Below are 16693 nucleotides of genomic sequence, written 5' to 3' on the forward strand. Positions count from 1 at the left end.
CGGATTTGCGGAGCACGAGATCGATGAGGTCACGGCTAGTCTGCGCCTCGTCATAGTCGTGCGTATCGGGCGTCCCAGCGCCCGCTTGCTGCGCGGCGAGGATCTGGGCGCGTAACTCCGCGATCAGCTGCTCATAGCTGGCTTTCTCGGAGTCCCGCCGCCCCGACAGCCTCGTCACGAGCCGAGTTCGCGCCATCGAGGTCGTGCGGGCAGACCGGCACCGCCATGGCGCCGGTCGTTTCGTGCGGTCAGGTCGCCGGGAATCCCAGCTTGTCGAAGAAGGCCCGGTTGCGCTCGGTCGCGGCGTTCAACAATTTGTCGAACGAAATGACTTCGACGTACGCACGGGCTGCAGGGTTGTAACCGAAGTAGCCCATGCCGTCCTGCGTGGGTTGCAGCCCCGCGTTGTCGCACCTGTCCTTCATCGTCGCCGTCAGATCGGCGATGACGTAGCAGAAAGCCGGCAAGTTCTCCGAATTCGGAATGGGACGGCCCGCAGCAGTCGTCACTCCGCCCTTCCGGATCCGCTTCACATAGTCGAGCGACTGATGGATCGGGTCCTTACCTTCTGCGGCGTCGTTGCGCATCGGCCGTTTGATCTCGACGACAACGATCGACGACAGCGGCATCGTCGATCCGCTCGCGGTGAGTACCGGGACGTCCGGACCGATCCGTCTGGTGGAGACGATGTCCGGCTCCTTCGTCGACTCCGAGCCGGTGATCGGCATGGCCTTCAACGTCTTGTCGGATGCGAGGTAGTCGTGGAACGCGAGCCGCTCGTCGATGATCCACAGATTCGCGGCGTCGGTGCCGATCTCGTTCGAGTCGGTCCGCATCGGCATCAGCAGTGAATGGATGGCATCCTCGCGGACATATTTCCCGTCGTCATTCAGTTTGATGAACCTGTCCAGGAAATCGAGGATGACCCTGCGGCGTGCGACGTACGCCGCGAGATCGGACTTGTTGATGTCATCGATGGTCTGCAGGCACTTGGCCAATTCTTCGTCGTAGTTCTCCGGCACGGTCGAACCGGTTTCCGCGAAGAGTCGCTGGCCTTGCGCGAGGGTATTCGTTTCCAGCTCTTGCAATTTCCGGTGCAGCAGTTGCTCCAGCTCGGAGTCCTTCATCGAGGGGTCCACCGTGACGCCAAGCTCCTGTAGCCGCGCCAAGACCGGCCGGTATCGCGGCGCGCGAGTGCTCACGAACTCCTCGACCCGGACCTTGCTTTCACTGTGGGCTGTCGCCAGCGGACCGGCCAGGATCCGTTCGACCTCGGACACAACAGCCGACCTGATGTCGTCCAGGCATATGTCGTCTCCGAGGGTGCCGTCCGGTCGATCTGTGTCGATGTCGAACGCCGTCCGGTCGGAGCGCACATTGTTGTCCAGGAAATTCGAGGTCAGGTAGCAGACATAGGTGAATTCGATTCCGGCGTCGTCCTTCAATCTCCCGTGCAGACCGGCTACCTTGCCAGTCAGGTTGTCCTCGAACACGACGCGGTTCGCCGCACACCAGTTCAGCCGTGGTTTCAGATTCCGGTTGGGGGACTTCAGGCACAGGCTCGTCAGGTCGAACTTCTCGCCCTTCACCTCGATCTGCACCGGGTCGTAATCCGAAAGCGCGAAGTCGCGCATGAGATCCCGGAGATGAATCGTTTCGTCACCGTCGGCTATCGACACCTCCGGCGCACCGCCGGGGCGTAGATAGTACCAGATGCAGTGTTCGAACACTTCCCGGGCAATGATGGCAACAGTCTTCGGCGCACTGCGTTCGAAGGGCCTTCCGAACCCGCTGAGGTGTACACGGCTGCCGACCTCCGTACATCCGATGGGCACATCGTCGTGCTCGACTCCACGCTCCACCGAGAACCGGAATCCCACATCCTCGGTCCGATCGCTCCCCGGAACCGCATAGGTGCTGCGCACGAAAACCTTGTCGAAAGCCTTGAGCCACAACAACCTACCGACACCGCGGCAACCGAGACTCGCCTTGTGATCGCTGTCCAACGTTTCGAACGATGCCACGTTCTCCGGTGTGAACCCGATGCCGTTGTCCTCGACCACGAACCCGACAATCGGCTTCAGCGCACGCCCCGAACTACCCAGCCCAAGATCGAACTCTCCTTGATCACTGCGCTGAATCGTGACTCTCAGACGACCGCGCGACACGTCCGTCTTGAAGCGAGCATCGATCGCCTGCAAGCCGTTCACTATCGCCTCCAGCAGCGGCAAGAGCGAATGACTCTTGGGGAGGCTGGTATTGCGCACCCGCCCGGCGAGTGACGTTGTCAGCGCCATCGTGCCCTCGTCTCCTGACTCGAAGTCCCACCCACGCGATGTCCGAAAAAATCACGGCCGATCGGCATCAGACGCACCGACTACCCACACGCGGACCGATCGATGTTCATCGGCCCGTAGCGATCCCGCCGCAGCCATCATCCTACGTGCCCAATTGTCGGTCGAATGGCCGAAATCTGTCGTTGCTGCCCGCCATACTGAATGGCTCTCGCATGCGCGGGACGCGCGTCGGCGACGACGCACCATCTTGACAGGAGCACGAAATGACCGAGCAGTTCCCCGCCCAGCAGCCCACCCTGCCGTCGGCCGCGCCCGCGCCGACGAAGCGGAAGACGTGGCGGTGGGTGGCCGGTGCCATTGTTCTGGTTCCAGCCCTTGCCGCCGCTTTCGGCGGGGGAAACATCGAAAAGACCAGCGCGGCTTCACCGAACGGTAGTTCCACAGTTGCGATCGCCGCCGCGCCTGCCGCACCTGCATGGGACAACGCGTCGGCAACAACCGACGTTGCCGTAGTGACCACTGCGGCACCCGCTCACGCAATCGCGGTCGCATTCTCCCCGGCCAAGCAGCAGCAGCCCAGTTCCGGTCAGCGCAACGCCACCCGCGCAGCCAAGCGGTACCTCGAGTACGCGGGCTTCTCCCGCAGCGGTCTGATCAAGCAGCTCGAATACGACGGTTACTCCACAGAGGACGCGACGTTCGCGGTGGACAGCCTGAACACGGACTGGAACGAGCAGGCCGCGCGGTGTGCCAAGAAGTATCTCGATTACACGTCGTTCTCGCGGTCCGGACTCATCGATCAGCTGGTGTACGACGGATTCACCCATGAGCAGGCCGAGTACGGAGCCAATGCTGCTTACTGACAGACTCTTACGACGATAGTCGTGCACACCACCTTGCTGTCCGGCCAGACGGCAAGGGGATCGGACGGCAGCACCTCCGATGGCTGTGCCAGCGTCCCAGCGTGCCCGGTCGACGTGGTAACCCTGGTCTCGCTGCTGTCCGTCCGGCTGACCGGCCCCGCGCCCGCGTCCAGCTCCCTGGAGGGCACGCCGATCCGAATCCACTGCGGCACAGAGCTTTCATCCTGCTAGATGCTCATGGGCGCTAATCCGGCGGGGGCAGTAATGGCCCGAGTGGGCCGAGGTCGATGTTGAGGTCTTCGGGGGTGAGGCCGAAGTGTTCGCGCAATTCCTCCATGCGCTGTTCGAGCAGCATCAGGGTGGTTCCGATGCGTTCGACCTGGGTGTCGGTGAGGTCGCCGGCGTCCACGCGGCGCAGCGCCTGGCGCTCCATCAGCTGACGCAGCAACTCCACCAGAGTGAGCACGAGGGTGACCAAGCCGCGCTCGACGGATTCCGGGTCGGTGTCGATACGCGGTGGGATACCGCCGAATTCAGTCATCGCCGTGCTTGTCGGGTGACGCGGACAAGGCCGGCGGAAACAGGGTGCTGATCGAGGAGATGAGGGCGCGCAGGGAGATCTGCACCAGATCCACATCGGCGATGGCGAGTCGGATGTCGCCGGTGATGATGACACCGCCTGCCAGCACCCGGTCCAGGAGGTCCACCAGCGCGATACGCCGCTCGGTGTCGACGGCGCTATGGGGCGGTGACGTGCCGGCGCGCGTCATGTCGGCTCGCGTTGCACGCCCGCGAACGAATACGGTGGCCACGGGCCGGTGAGTTCGAGCCGGATACCGGGAAATTCGGCGCCGAGCGCGTTCACGGTCGCCGTGAAGTCCTCGGTCCGGTCGTCGTCGACGAGGTAGGTGCCGTTGAGCACCATCCAGTCGCGCCGGCCGCTCACCGCCGGATCGGTCAGCGGCTGACAACGTCCGGCCGCGGCCCGCCGCAGCAACCGCGCGTGCACCTGTGCCGCCCGCTCGGCCGCATCGCGTTCGACGGTCTCCTGCGCGGACAATTGCGCGCGCCGCCGCGCCAGATACGCCGCGCCTGGCGTCATCGCGTCGGCGTCGGCCTTGGCCTCGGCCACGGCGGCGGTGAGGGTGGCGCGGTCACCGTACGCGCGCACTCCCCACTCGGTGCGCCCGCTCACCAATTCCAGCGCGGCGACGAAATCCGCTCGCCGTTCGTCGAGCAGCTCGCGCACCCGCTCGTCGTCGCGAAAGACGGTGGCCAGCCGCAACGGTACGGCCGGGCCGCGGCGCACCACGGCCGAGACGACCGCGTCGTGTGCCCGCGCGGTCGCCTCCAGCCAGTCCAGATCCTCGAAGTTCCGGCGCAGCGGCTCCTCGCCGAACACGTCCAGCGGCACCGAGCCGACGATCGCGGTGAGATCGCTGGAAACGATCGTCCGCACCGGCTCCCCCGCGACTCCGGTAGGCGCGGCGGTTTCCGCCTCCTCGTCGCTGTGGGGCGCGACCGCGTACAGCCAGACCAGGCAACGACCCGTCACGATCGCTCTTTCCTCGACTCGCGCCCACGCTCGATAGGCTGCCGGCGTTCGTTCGCCGCCTCCAATTGGGCGATCCGCTCGCGCAACTCCCGGTTCTCGATTTCCAGGTCGCTGTCCTGCTTTTCCAGCGTATGAGCCTTACTGCTGAGCCAGGGATCGGTCTCCCACCAGTCGATGCCCACCGCCTTGGCCGTCTCCAGGGACGCGACCACCAGCCGCAACTTGATGGTGAGCAATTCGATGTCGAGGAGATTCACCTGGATATCGCCCGCGATCACCAACCCCTTGTCGAGGACTCGCTCCAGGATGTCGGCGAGATTGGTGGAGTGCCCTCCCCCACCCCCGCCCCCGTAGGGCTGCGGCGGGTACGACTCGCCTCCGACCACCGTCATCGCTGCCCCCTCGTGCCGATGTCGGTGCTGCCGCGGATGTAGCGCTTGGTTCTGCGGTAGGCCAGCAGGTTCTCGTCGAAATCGATCTCCACCTGATAGAGCGCCATGATGTCCGCCGACGAGGGGATCCGGCGATCCTCGAGCACCTCGATCTCCACCAGCCAGCCGTCGTCGGTCGGCTCCACGCTCGTGACGCCCTGGAGGGGGTGCGACGTCAGTTCCGCGAGACATTCGACCGCCACCCCGGCGGCCTGCGCCGCGGTCAGGGGCGGTTGTTCGTCCGATGCCTGGGCATCGTTGGAAATGGTGTCGCGGGCCACGGGAGTCACTTCTTCCGGTCGGTCGGACCTACCTCGGACCGGTCATCCGATTCAGGATCTCTTGCTGCGCTTGCGCGGCCTCCTCCGCGGACAGCTCGCCGGCGGCCGCGGCACGGTCGATGTCCTCGAGCTCGCGCCGCAACCGCACGGGATCGTGCATTTGCTGTTCGACCTGCTCCTGGATCAATTCACTCAGCCAGATCACGCCACGAACCGGCGCGGCGGGGAGCAGGAGTATCGAAGAGAACAGACCCATGCCTCACCCCTCCGGTGCTCGCTTCGTCACGAAGTCGTAGGCCGCCATCGGCCCGAGCAGACTCAACTCCACCCGGCCGTCCCAGTCCGACATGAGCCGGCGCAACAACTCCTCCAGCTCGTCCTGGCGGGCCGTTTCGATCAGTGCCGCGAGGTGAACGGCATCCTCTTCGTGGGTGGGGTCGCGCAGGTTCACCATCGCCTCGAGTTTCTCGAGTTCGGAAGCCACTGTGCGGGTGTCCTCGGCTCGCTTCGTCTCGATGGCTTGGTTGATCATCTCGCCCAGCATGATTCGCTCGTTGCGGGTCGCATCCTCCGATTTCCCACGGATCTCGTCTCGGAGGCGGGCGGCGTCGGCATTCTCGTCGAGCAGTTCGCGCAGAATCGCGTCCTCGACGTAACGGCCTCTGATGACGAACTGCACCCGTCCCTCGAGTTCCACCAGGGCCGCGTGGAATTCGTCCTCGTTCGCCTCGAGCAGTTCACTTTCCACCGCATCGGTATCGGTCATGACCGCGCCGAACCGCAGCGGCAACACGGGAGCCACCACCGCGGACCCGTCGAGCAGTTTCTCGTGGGCGGTGAGGTCCTGAGGTGTGCCCAGGGGCCGATCGGAGGAGAGCGGACTGACCAGCGCGGCGATGTCGCCGTGCCGCACGACCGCGACCTCACCCGGTGGATCGCCGACTCCGGTGGCATGCGGCTGCGGCTCGACGTCGGCGGGCACGATGCCGTAGACATAGACGGCTGTGGCATCGGCAGCCATCATCGCTCCTCTCGCTTGGAGGGCCGGTGCACCGTCTGCCGCTTCTCCTGCACGTCGCCGAGAAAGTCCGCGACCTTCTGGCCGGCCGCGTCGAGTGCGCCCTTCGTCTTGTGCTTGGCCGCGCCTTCGGTGACGTCGCCTACGATGTCGGTGATGCCCTTCGGCTCACTGGTCGAGATCTCGAGCCGGTTCACCGCTTCGGCGAACCGCAGATATGTGTCGACACTGGCGACCACGACGCGCGCGTCGATGGTCACCAATTCGATGCCCACCAGCGACACCCGGGCGAACGCGTCGATCACCAGGCCTTTGTCGAGAATGGTGTCGATTACATCGGCCAGGCTGGACGAATTCGGCCGGGCCATCGTGCCGGCTCCACCTCCGCCGCCGCCTCCCGCGGGTTCGATCGTCATCTTCTTGCTCCTCCGCTCACACGTGGGCGGCGAGTGACCGAGCTCTTGCGGGCGGCCGTTCGGCGGCGAGGCGGCTCCGGTTCTTCCTCCTCGTCCCGATCGCTACGATCCCGGTCCTGCTCGTCGTGCTCGTCTTCCTCGTCTTCTTCTGCCTCATCCGGTTCTTCGTCGTCGAACGCTTCCTCGTCGGCGTTGTCCTCGTCGTGGTCTTCCTCGTCATGGTCTTCCTCGGCGTGGTCTTCCTCGGCGTGGTCTTCCTCGGCGGCGTTCTCTTCCTCTTCGCGCTGTCGCGCCGTCTCGTCGTCTTCCACGACCTCGCCGTCGCGGATCTCGCCGTGCCAGCCGACGATGTCGTCGCTGTGCAGGACCGCATCGGTCATGACATGACGCTGAAAGTGCTTGAGCTCCAACCGGCATCGGCGCCCGGCGGCGCGCCACATATTGGCGGTCTTCTCGAACACTCCCTGCGGGTGGTACTCGAGCACCACCAGGATGCGAGTGAGGTTCGGGGTGAGCTCGTAGAAGCCGACGGCACCGTCGATATAGCCCTTGGCGCCCTTGGAACGCCAGATGATGCGCTCGAACGGAACCTGTTCGATGATCGTGGACTCCCAGGTTCGCCTCGACCAGAACACCTTGCCGGTCCAGCTGAGTTTCTCGTCGGAGACCTGCTCGACCTGCTCGAGCTTCTTCGTGAATTTCGGGAAGTCCGCGAATTGCGTCCACTGGTCGTAGGCCAGATCGATCGGCACGCCGACGTCGATCTCCTCGACGATATTGGTCAGCTTCAGCTTCTTTCCGCCGCCGCCTTTGCCACCACCCCCGGTCAGCGAATTCTTGATCGATTCGAACGTCTGCCCGGCCGAGTGCTTGAGTTTGCTCATACCTCCGCTCATCACGGCCTGCAGTGGGGAAGATCCGCCGGCAAGCTTGTCGACACCGGTCACCGCCGCGAGCAGATTTCCTTCACCACCCGCATAGTCGTTCAACCGGCCGGCGGTTTTCGAGACCCTGGCCGAGAGCCCTTCCACCGCGCGTTCGGCCAGCGTCCCCGCGAGGTTCTGCACCGATTGCTGGAGCGGGCCGGCCTGCTGAGCCGTTTTCGCCATCGATCTCACCTCCTCGTGCGGCGCACGGGCGGTTCGCCGGTATCGGAGCTACGGCGTCGGCTGACCGAAACAGGTTTGCGTTCCGCGGATTTACGAGTGGAAGTCCGAGAAGTCGTCTTCCGCGCGCGGGGGGCTGCCGCCTTGCGTGCCCTCGGGGCGGGCGGCTCCCGGTCTTCTTCCCGGTCGCCGGAATCGACTTCCTCGAGATCTTCGTCGGAGGACTCCACGTCCAGGACCTCGGGCTCGCCTTCGTCGTCCGGCTCGGCTGCCGGTGCTCGCTCGCGGTCCTTGCCCGACAATAGGGAGTCGCCCGACAACAGGGACGAGCCCTGCTGCAGCCGGGTGTTGAGTGAGTCGAGCTGATTGCTCGCGGCGGTCACGGCGGCGGACCGGGCCGCGCCCAGCAATTCGTCGCGAACGGTATCGGTGAGCTGCGTCAGATCCGCCGACGATTTGAGCAGCGATGTTCCCCGCTCCAGCAACTCACCGGGGATGTCCGACGAACGTTTCGCCATCATCGCCCCCGCCACCCCCAGCGCGAACCGCATCTTCCGCGTGCGCCCCAGCACGTAACCTATGCCCACCCCTATCGCGATACTTGTGCCACCTTTCATGGCCTTCTCCTCGTTTGCTCGACACGCCGGCGCGACCGCACTGCCGCGGGATAGGTCGAGCGATGAGACCCCGATGTTTGGAGTAAGCCACATCACAGAATGGCCTTACATCAGCGTATACCCAGCTATCGCTGCTGTCGGCCATTAGCCGGAGCGACTTCCGGCATATCGATCACTGCAGGCGCCGGGTACGCCGGCGCGGACGCAGCACGCGCACTGCCCGCCGCCAGCCACGCGGTGTGGCGACGAACCGCACCGGCCCGTCGAATCGGTCCGTCGGGTCGACTTCGGATGCGGAGATACCGGCCCGGCGGGCGGCCTCGTAGCGAGCCAGACCTTCCCGGAACGCGGCCGGATCGCCGCCGACGTCGGGGTGCTGGTTGCGCACGAAACGACGGTAGGCCGCGCGGTCGGCGGCCGACCATCCGGCGCCCGCCATCGGCGTCCGCGCTTCCCGGATCGGTTCGGGATCTGTGCTCGCCATCCCCTCCAGTATCACCACACCATCGCGCCGAAACCGTGACCGTACGCACTGTCCGAAATGGGTACTCCGTCGCCATGAACGACAGCGCGCAGATTCGACCGGTACCGATGCGGCGGCGGCCTTGGTTCGCGGATCTGGAAGAAGCCGAACGACGTGGCGCCCACGGCAATGCCGGACTCGGCTATTTCGATTGTGATTGCGAGATCTGCCACCGGCGGTTCCGGCCCGCAGCGGTCTGAGAATTCTTCGCGCCGTTCGGTTTTCGGCGAGCAGTCCGATCGTCGAAGGTCACGACCACCCGCGTCCGATCCCAGGGTCGACACCGCCTGGGCATCAGGGTCGACCCTGCGCAACTCGAGGGTATTTCCGGATGATCGCGAGATGATCAGTGCGACAGTCTTTCCGGAATGAACGACCCGCGCGAAAGCACCGGCACTGCCCCTGCGGTGTCCCGGCCGACTCGCAGGCGTCGGCGGGTGGCCCTGGTGAGCGCCGCCTCCGCCGTAGTGATCTCGGTCGCCGGAACTCTGGCCCTGAAGTTCGTCCCCTCGACGAGCAGTGTCGTCTACGAGCGCGCCGATTCGGCTCTCCCACAAGTCGATTCGGCTTCGACGCAGGCTGCGGTATCCAGCGTGCCCGACCGAGCGACGGCGGTTCTCGCGCAGGTGAACGGACCCACAGGGCGGTGGTCCGGGACCTCAGGGGCCGCAGACACGATTACGAAAGCCCCGGCGCCAGTGGACGGGCGGTTCCGTCAGGGCAGCGTCACCAAAACGTTCATCGCGACAGTGGTATGGCGCTCGTGAACCGGCTGATCTCGGCGGCGTTCGTTCCCACCGATGGGAACCGTTGACAACGGGAGACGAGACGTCCGCGGCCGGGTTTCGGCGCCGCTCGCTCAGGCGCCGATACCACCGGCCAGTACGGGCCAGGAATCGTGGAGGTCCGCCTCGAACAGTCCCCAGGTGTGGGAGCCCTCGGGCCGGTCCACGAACACCGCCGGAACGCCGAGCTGTCCGAGCCGACCGGCGAAAGCAGCGGTACACGCACTCGCGACGGCCTCCACCGGTGGGAACGGCAGTCCCCGGTCGATACCGCCCGGGATGCCGGACGCCGCCGACAAATAGATGGCCTTGCCCGCCAGGGCGCCGGCCCGCGCGAACGCATCGTGTACGGGCCACACCCCGGTTCCCGGCAGGCCCCACATATTGCCCGGATTGCCACCACCCCGCACGACCTGGGCACTCACCATCGCGATCCCGGCCGGATCGTTCGACCACGGGCACCCGCTGTAGGAGGCCACCGCGGCGAACCGCTCGGGCGCCTGGATCGCGAGGTCCACCGCCGACGCCCCGCTCATCGACACCCCGGCGATCGCATTGCGGCCGGTGGTCCCCAGCTGGGCGTCGACCACGTCGGGCAGTTCCCGGGTGAGGTAGGCCTGCCAGCGATTGCGGCCCATCACCGGGTCGTCGGCGTTCCAATCGGTGTACATGCTGTTGGGCCCGCCGATCGGCATCACCACATTGACGCGCTTGTCGGCGAAGAACGCGCGCACATCGGTGTCGTCCCACCAGGAGATGTTGTCCACACCGCCGCCGATGCCGGTGAGCAGATAAAGCGTGGGCGCCGGTCCGCCACCGGCCGCGCGGATCACCCGGTTCGTGATCACCCGGTCCATCGATGGCGAATAGACGTCCATCTCGACCGCCGCGGGACCCAGCGGATGTTCGCCCACCACATGCGCTGCCGGATCCGCCGCGGCCGAACCCGCCGCGAAAGCACCCCCGGCAACGACCGTCCACACCATTACGAGAAGTCGCGTGATTACCGTCACGACAACGGACTACCCCGCCATGATCATCACAACGCGGCCGAACCCGTGACCGGCCGCGGACGGCCGGTCACGGGCGTGAAATCAGCCGAGACGCGCCTCGATCGCCTCGATGATGCGCGGCCGCAGCTCGCGAGCGCTGATCACCGCGTCGACCGAGCCGACCTCGACGGCGCGGTGGATGTTGTGCACCCGGTCGAACTCGGCGGCGACCTCGCCCAGCTTCTCCGCGCGCACCTGCGAGCGGACCTCGTCGAGTTCGGCGGACAGTTCCGCGCGCTCGGTTCCCGACGCGTTCGCGACCCGCGACTCCAGTTCGCGCACCCGCGAATCCGAGGCGGTGCGGGTGTTGACGTCACCGGCGAACACCACGGCCGCGGCCGGGGCGCCACCGAGCACCGAGGCGAACGAACCCTCCAGCGCGAGCACGGTCATATTCGGGTTCAGCGCCTTCGAGAACACCACGAAGGCACCGCCGTGGTAGCGCGAGATCACGCAGAACACGATGGGCCCGCGGAAGTTCACGATCGCGCGGCCGATTTCGGCACCGTATTCGAGCTGCAGCTTGCGCATCGACTCCGGCGATCCGTCGAAGCCGGACAGATTCGCCAGCACCACCAGCGGGCGGTTGCCGCTGGCCGCGTTGATCGCGCGGGCCGCCTTCTTCGACGACCGCGGGAACAGCGTGCCCGCGGTGTAGGTGTCGGGTCCGTCGGTGGACGGGAAGCCGCGCCGCGGCACACCCCGCGATTCGATGCCCAGCAGGCAGACCGGGATACCACCCACATGCGCGTCCTGCACGACGGCGGTCTCCGCATCGGCCATACCCGCCCAGCGCTCCAGCACGGCGTGGTCCTGATCGGCCAGCGCCCGCATCACGGTGCGAATATCGAAGGGCTTCTTGCGATCCGGGTTCGCGGTCGCGGAGAAGATCTCGCCGACGGTCGTGAAATCGCTGTCCGGCACGTTGTGCGGGAACGTGCACACGTCGCGGTCGATCGGGTCGGTGGTCTGCGCGCGGCGCGGACCCTGCTCACCGGGAGCGATGTAGGTGTGGTCGTAGTGCGACATCAGCACATCGCGGGCTCCGGCCAGATTCGGCGCCCAGTACTGCGCCTGACCGTTGGGGCCCATCACGCGGTCGTAGCCGCCGATGCCGAAGTTGTCCTCGGCCGACACACCGCCGGAGAAGTCCAGCGCCTGCTTACCGGTCAGCACCATCGCCGAATCCGGGGTCATCACGAGGATGCCCTTGGTGTGCATGAGCATCGTCGCCTCGGCGTTCCAGTACGGCTGCGCGCCGACGTTGATGCCGGAGACCACGATGTTGATCTCGCCGCCGTCCTGCGTGAATTCGACGATGCGCTTGAGCGCCGCCGCCACCCAGTCCATGTTCTCGGTACCGGACTTCATCGAGATCCGGGCGCCGGAGGACAGCGCGTACCACTCGAGCGGCACCTGCATCTGCTCGGCCAGATCCAGCGCCGCGATCACCCGGCGGCACTCCGGCTCCGAGAGCGCGCCCAGCGACTTGGTCGGATCGCCGAGCAGCACCACCCGCGTGATGCCCTGCGGATGCCGGTCGGTCGGCGTGTTCACCACACCGGCGACCATCGCCGCGGTGTTGCGGCCCTTGGGCCGGTCGACGGGGACGAGGGTGTGCTCGGCGTCGAGGTCGTATTCGGTGAAAGTGCCGAGCAGACCGGTCAATTCGTACGGGTACACGGTGCCGCGGCCGGCGGCCCGCAACACCTTCTGGCGGTACTCGTCGAGCGGTTCGACCGGATCGTCGGTGCGCTCGCCGACGGTGACCTCGGTGCCGCCGGTGGCATCGAACCGGATGCGCACGACGAGCTTGACCAGCTCACCGGTCTGCGCGTCGGGCTGGCGGGCGATGAGCAGGATCTCCTCCAGCCCGGCGCCCGCGGTCGCCGGTTCGACGCGACCGACGATGGTGTCCAGCTCGGCGCGGGTCACATCCAGCGGCGGCCAGATGTAGAGCACGATCCGGTTGGTGTGGAAGCGCTTGGCCGACGGCCGCCGCGACTGTGCCCGGCGGATCGAGTCGACACAGGTCGCGACCGTGCTCTCGGCGGTCGGCAGCGACAGCAGCCGGCCCTCGTGGTCACGCAGCGCGGTCAGGTCGCGCACCTGCGCGAAGGCGATCAACCGCTCGTCGGCGGGGTTCTCCTTCGCGACACCGCGGAACAGGTAGACCTCCTCGTCGGAGGACGGCAGCCGGGTGAGATCGAATTTGCGCAGGCGGCGCATCTGCATCCGCTCGGCGATATAGGGGTGCAGGCCGCGGATCAACCGCTCCTCGGCCAGACCGGTCGCCGACGGGCGGAAGGTGAAGTGGTGGTGCATCACCGCGCCGTTGCTGCCCGCGACGGTGGCCGTGATCCGATTCACCTGGTTGGGCAGCGACCGGGCGCCGAGCACCTCCTGCAGAGCGGCGGCCATCGCGTCGAAGTCCTCCGGCTGGTTCTCCCAGCCGAGGTAGATGTCGGCCTCGATGGAGGCGGCGCCGCCGGCCAGTTCGGTGAGCCCGCTCAGCACCGTGTCGAGCGAGTCGAAACTGACCGCCGCGGAGACCAGATTCACACCGCGGCGTTCGGCGACCACGAAGGTGCAGCCGTCCACCTCCTGGGTGCGGACGTCGGTCAGGCCCTTGTTGCCGTAATACCGCCGGGTCAGCACCTCGAGCATGACAGTGTTGTCGGGGTTGCCCCGCACCAGCCGCTGGGCCAGCAGCCGAACCAGCGGTTCGGTGCTGCGCACCATCTCGGCGATGCGATCGGCGCGGTCGGCGGCGTCCGGATGCGCGTCCAGATGGCTCAGATGCTTGCGGACCGTGGTGTAGACGCGGGCGCGGTTGCGGCGCAGCAGCGGCTGGCCGTACCAGGCGTAGACCACACCGCGGGTGATGTCGGCGATCACCGGGAAGCGCACCTGGGTCGCGGCCACCAGCCGCTCCAGCGCCAGGCCCACCGGTTCCTGCAGCACCCGATCCGGCACCGGCTCGCCCAGCCATTCGCGCAGCAGCGTGGTGACGACGGTGACCGTGTCGGACGGGCGCTGCTGGGCGAGGAAGATCCGGAAGACCGCGGCCTCGAGTTCCGGGGTGCGCTCCAGGTCGGTGACGCCGTAGTGCGCGAGCGCCTTCGACAGCTTGGCCCGGTAAGACTCCGGCAGTCCGGCCCGCTCGACGTCGAGGCTCTGCAGATAGGTGTGGAAATATTCGCGGGCGCTGTGGACGTGGCCGTGACCGGCGTCCTCACCCCAGAACTGGCTCAGCTCGGCGAGATCGGTGAAGACCTCGATCAATTCCAGTTCCTCGGCGAGCGGGCGGCGGTTGTCCGCGATCGCCGCGCGGCGCGCAGCCAGGTAGTCCGTCAGGACACGGCCGCCGTCGTGCGGGTCGACGTCGAAACCGAGCAGCAGCCCGCGCAGATCCTCCTGGCCGCGCACGGTGCGCTCGTGGGCCAGCACCTCGGTGGGCGCGGTGGGCAGGTCCAGTTCGACCGACTCGACCGCGGCGGCCTCGTCGGCCTGATCGTCGTCGGCGATCGGTTCCAGCCGCAGCAGCGGCGCGCCGGCCTCGACCTGTGAGCCGACCGAGACGCTGCACTCCTTGAGGCGCGCCTTGAACGGCGACCGCAGCACGGTCTCCATCTTCATCGACTCGAGGACCAGCACGGGCGCGCCCGCCTCGACCTCGTCGCCGACCTCGAGCGGCTTGGCGACGACCAGCGCGGGCGCGGGCGAGCGCACGACACCGCCTTCGTCACGGCTCACCCGATGCGTCACGCCGTCGACATCCACCACGTGGGTGGGGCCGTGCGTGCCGGTGACCAGCCGATACCGGGTGCCGTTGACCACGATCTGACCGGTGTGGCGGTCGAAACGCTCGAGATCGACGTCCGCGGTGGCGATCTCGCCGGCCGCCTCGATGCCGATCCGGAATCGATGCGCGCCGACTCGCGCGACCCGCAGGCGGTAGCTCGCGCCACGCAGCTTCAGATCCAGCGGGCGGCCGCTCTCGTGCTGCACCTGCGGGCGGCCACCGGCGGCGGTGGACAGCAGCCGATGCCGCTCGGCCCGCTCCTCTTCCTCGTAGGCGTCGATGGCGGCGGCGGCCAAGGCGACCGCGGTGTGCCGCTGGGCCACCAGCCGGCCCTCGCCGCGCACCCGGTCGATCCAGCCGGTGTCGGCGCTGGCGTCGATGACCTCGGGCTGGTCGAGCAGATCCAGGACGAAGCTCTTGTTGGTCGCGCCGCCCTCGATGATCACGCGGGTCTCGCCGACCGCGCGGCGCAGCCGGCCCAGGGCCTCTTCGCGATCGCGGCCGTAGGCGATGATCTTGGCGATCATCGAGTCGAAGTCGGCGGGGATGGTGTCGCCCTCGCTGACACCGGTGTCGACGCGGATACCCGGGCCGGCCGGCAGATCCAGCAGGGCGATGCGCCCCGGCGCCGGGGCGAAGTCGCGGTCGGGGTCTTCGGCGTTGAGGCGGGCCTCGATGGCGTGCCCGCGTTCGGCCGGCGGCTCACCCTCGAGCCGTCCACCGGAGGCCACGTGCAACTGCGCCCGGACCAGGTCGAACCCGGTGGTGTACTCGGTGATCGGGTGCTCGACCTGCAAGCGGGTGTTGACCTCCAGGAAGGCGAACAGCTCGTCTCCGGGGTGGTAGAGGAATTCGACGGTCGCCGCGCCGCGGTAACCGACCGCCACCGCGAGCCGCTCGGCCGAGGCCTTGAGATCGGCGACCTGCTCGGGCCGCAGCACCGGCGAGGCGGACTCCTCGATGACCTTCTGATTGCGCCGCTGCACCGAGCAGTCGCGCACGCCCAGCGCCCACGCGGTGCCCTGACCGTCGGCGATCACCTGAACCTCGACGTGGCGGGCGCCGGTGACCAGCCGCTCCAGGAAGACGACACCGCTGCCGAAGGCGCGGGCCGCTTCCTGGCTGGTGCGCTCGTAGGCGTCGACCAGTTCGGCTTCGTTGGTGATGACACGGATACCGCGGCCACCACCACCGGCGGTGGCCTTCAACATCAGCGGATAGCCGATGTCCTTGGCCGCCGCGATGGCGGCGTCCAGCGTCTCGACCGCACCGCGGCTCCAAGGCGCCACCGGCACCCCGACCTCTTCGGCGATCAGCTTCGCGCCGATCTTGTCGCCGAGTTTGCGCATGGCGTCCGGGCTCGGACCGATGAACGTGATACCGATGTGCTCGCACAGTTCCGCGAAGGCGGGATCCTCGGCGACGAAACCCCAGCCGACCCAGGCGGCGTCGGCCTTGGTCGCCACCAGCGCCTTCTCCAGCGCCTTCAGGTCCAGGTAGGGGCGGGCGGAGGCCGGACCGAGGTCGTAGGCGATATCGGCCTCGCGCACGAACGTCGCGTTCCGGTCGACATCGGTGTACAGAGCGACGGTTTCGATCTGTCGCGCGGTCGCCGCGGCCAAATCTCGGACGGCGTGGATGAGGCGCATTGCGGCCTCACCCCGGTTCACGATGGCGATGCGGCTGAACACTCGCCGACTCCTTTCCACAGCGTAGGCCCGGTGCATGGGCAGAATTCGAGGTATCGCGGCTCCGCGTAGTGTGCACCTTTATTCCACGAATGTGTACGCCGTGCAGGGTTACCCGCACGTATCGTGTGGGATCCCATAGGAGTCGTCCGGCCGATTCCCGCTGAAGCGCGGTATCGAGACATGCGTGAGCGAGCGCCGGGTCGTATGACCCGGGCAACATCGAAGCAGATCAGAGCATCAATCGACGTCGCCG

15 protein-coding genes are annotated in these 16693 nt (G+C 67.0%); 1 reads left to right on the plus strand and 14 read right to left on the minus strand.

The genetic code is table 11. The annotated features are described in order from the left end of the window. Positions 1 to 248 precede the first annotated feature (248 nt). On the minus strand, positions 249 to 2297 hold the full coding sequence (locus NE2_RS02210) for a hypothetical protein (protein WP_063023438.1): 2049 nt from the start codon (positions 2295 to 2297) through the stop codon (positions 249 to 251). Positions 2298 to 2560: 263 nt separating this feature from the next. Between NE2_RS02210 and NE2_RS02215 the strand changes: the two genes are divergently transcribed. After that, complete coding sequence (locus NE2_RS02215; RefSeq protein ID WP_063023440.1) at positions 2561 to 3160, plus strand: Ltp family lipoprotein; 600 nt, start codon at positions 2561 to 2563, stop codon at positions 3158 to 3160. Positions 3161 to 3404: 244 nt separating this feature from the next. Here the strand turns inward: NE2_RS02215 and NE2_RS02225 are convergent, their stop codons facing one another. From NE2_RS02225 to NE2_RS02290, 13 genes are all read right to left on the minus strand, one after another. Further along, positions 3405 to 3701 carry a gas vesicle protein K gene (locus NE2_RS02225; protein ID WP_063023444.1) on the minus strand — a complete coding sequence of 99 codons (297 nt, stop codon included), beginning with the start codon at positions 3699 to 3701 and terminating at the stop codon, positions 3405 to 3407. Beyond that, a complete protein-coding gene (locus tag NE2_RS02230) occupies positions 3694 to 3930 on the minus strand; it encodes a gas vesicle protein (RefSeq protein ID WP_063023446.1) in 237 nt (78 codons plus the stop codon). Before NE2_RS02230 ends, NE2_RS02225 begins: the two co-directional genes overlap by 8 nt. Next, positions 3927 to 4715: a GvpL/GvpF family gas vesicle protein gene (locus NE2_RS02235; RefSeq protein ID WP_063023448.1), complete on the minus strand. Its 789-nt coding sequence runs from the start codon at positions 4713 to 4715 to the stop codon at positions 3927 to 3929. The genes NE2_RS02230 and NE2_RS02235 overlap by 4 nt, the downstream gene beginning before the upstream one ends. After that, positions 4712 to 5107, minus strand: a complete 396-nt coding sequence (locus NE2_RS02240; protein WP_063023450.1) for a gas vesicle protein — start codon at positions 5105 to 5107, stop codon at positions 4712 to 4714. The genes NE2_RS02235 and NE2_RS02240 overlap by 4 nt, the downstream gene beginning before the upstream one ends. Next, entirely contained in the window at positions 5104 to 5427 is a 324-nt protein-coding gene (locus NE2_RS02245; RefSeq protein WP_233429628.1) for a gas vesicle protein GvpO, read from the minus strand. The genes NE2_RS02240 and NE2_RS02245 overlap by 4 nt, the downstream gene beginning before the upstream one ends. 28 nt (positions 5428 to 5455) lie before the next feature. Next, on the minus strand, positions 5456 to 5683 hold the full coding sequence (locus tag NE2_RS02250) for a gas vesicle protein GvpG (protein WP_063016993.1): 228 nt from the start codon (positions 5681 to 5683) through the stop codon (positions 5456 to 5458). Between the two features lie 3 nt (positions 5684 to 5686). Beyond that, positions 5687 to 6451 (minus strand): GvpL/GvpF family gas vesicle protein, encoded by a 765-nt coding sequence (locus NE2_RS02255; protein ID WP_063023452.1) that lies wholly within the window; start codon positions 6449 to 6451, stop codon positions 5687 to 5689. Beyond that, positions 6448 to 6861, minus strand: coding sequence for a gas vesicle protein GvpJ (gene gvpJ, locus NE2_RS02260; protein ID WP_174553898.1), 414 nt, complete (start codon positions 6859 to 6861; stop codon positions 6448 to 6450). The genes NE2_RS02255 and gvpJ overlap by 4 nt, the downstream gene beginning before the upstream one ends. Then, complete coding sequence (locus NE2_RS02265) at positions 6858 to 7970, minus strand: SRPBCC family protein (protein WP_063023789.1); 1113 nt, start codon at positions 7968 to 7970, stop codon at positions 6858 to 6860. Before NE2_RS02265 ends, gvpJ begins: the two co-directional genes overlap by 4 nt. A 5-nt stretch (positions 7971 to 7975) precedes the next feature. After that, positions 7976 to 8584, minus strand: coding sequence for a hypothetical protein (locus NE2_RS02270; protein WP_063909247.1), 609 nt, complete (start codon positions 8582 to 8584; stop codon positions 7976 to 7978). Between the two features lie 172 nt (positions 8585 to 8756). Then, on the minus strand, positions 8757 to 9068 hold the full coding sequence (locus tag NE2_RS02275) for a hypothetical protein (RefSeq protein WP_218018547.1): 312 nt from the start codon (positions 9066 to 9068) through the stop codon (positions 8757 to 8759). Positions 9069 to 9966: 898 nt separating this feature from the next. After that, positions 9967 to 10878, minus strand: a complete 912-nt coding sequence (locus NE2_RS02285) for an alpha/beta hydrolase (protein ID WP_063023460.1) — start codon at positions 10876 to 10878, stop codon at positions 9967 to 9969. 108 nt (positions 10879 to 10986) lie between these two features. Next, complete coding sequence (locus NE2_RS02290; protein ID WP_063023462.1) at positions 10987 to 16440, minus strand: ATP-binding protein; 5454 nt, start codon at positions 16438 to 16440, stop codon at positions 10987 to 10989. Positions 16441 to 16693: the final 253 nt, after the last annotated feature.

The organism is Nocardia elegans NBRC 108235, assembly GCF_001612845.1.
GTDB classification, from domain to species: domain Bacteria; phylum Actinomycetota; class Actinomycetes; order Mycobacteriales; family Mycobacteriaceae; genus Nocardia; species Nocardia nova.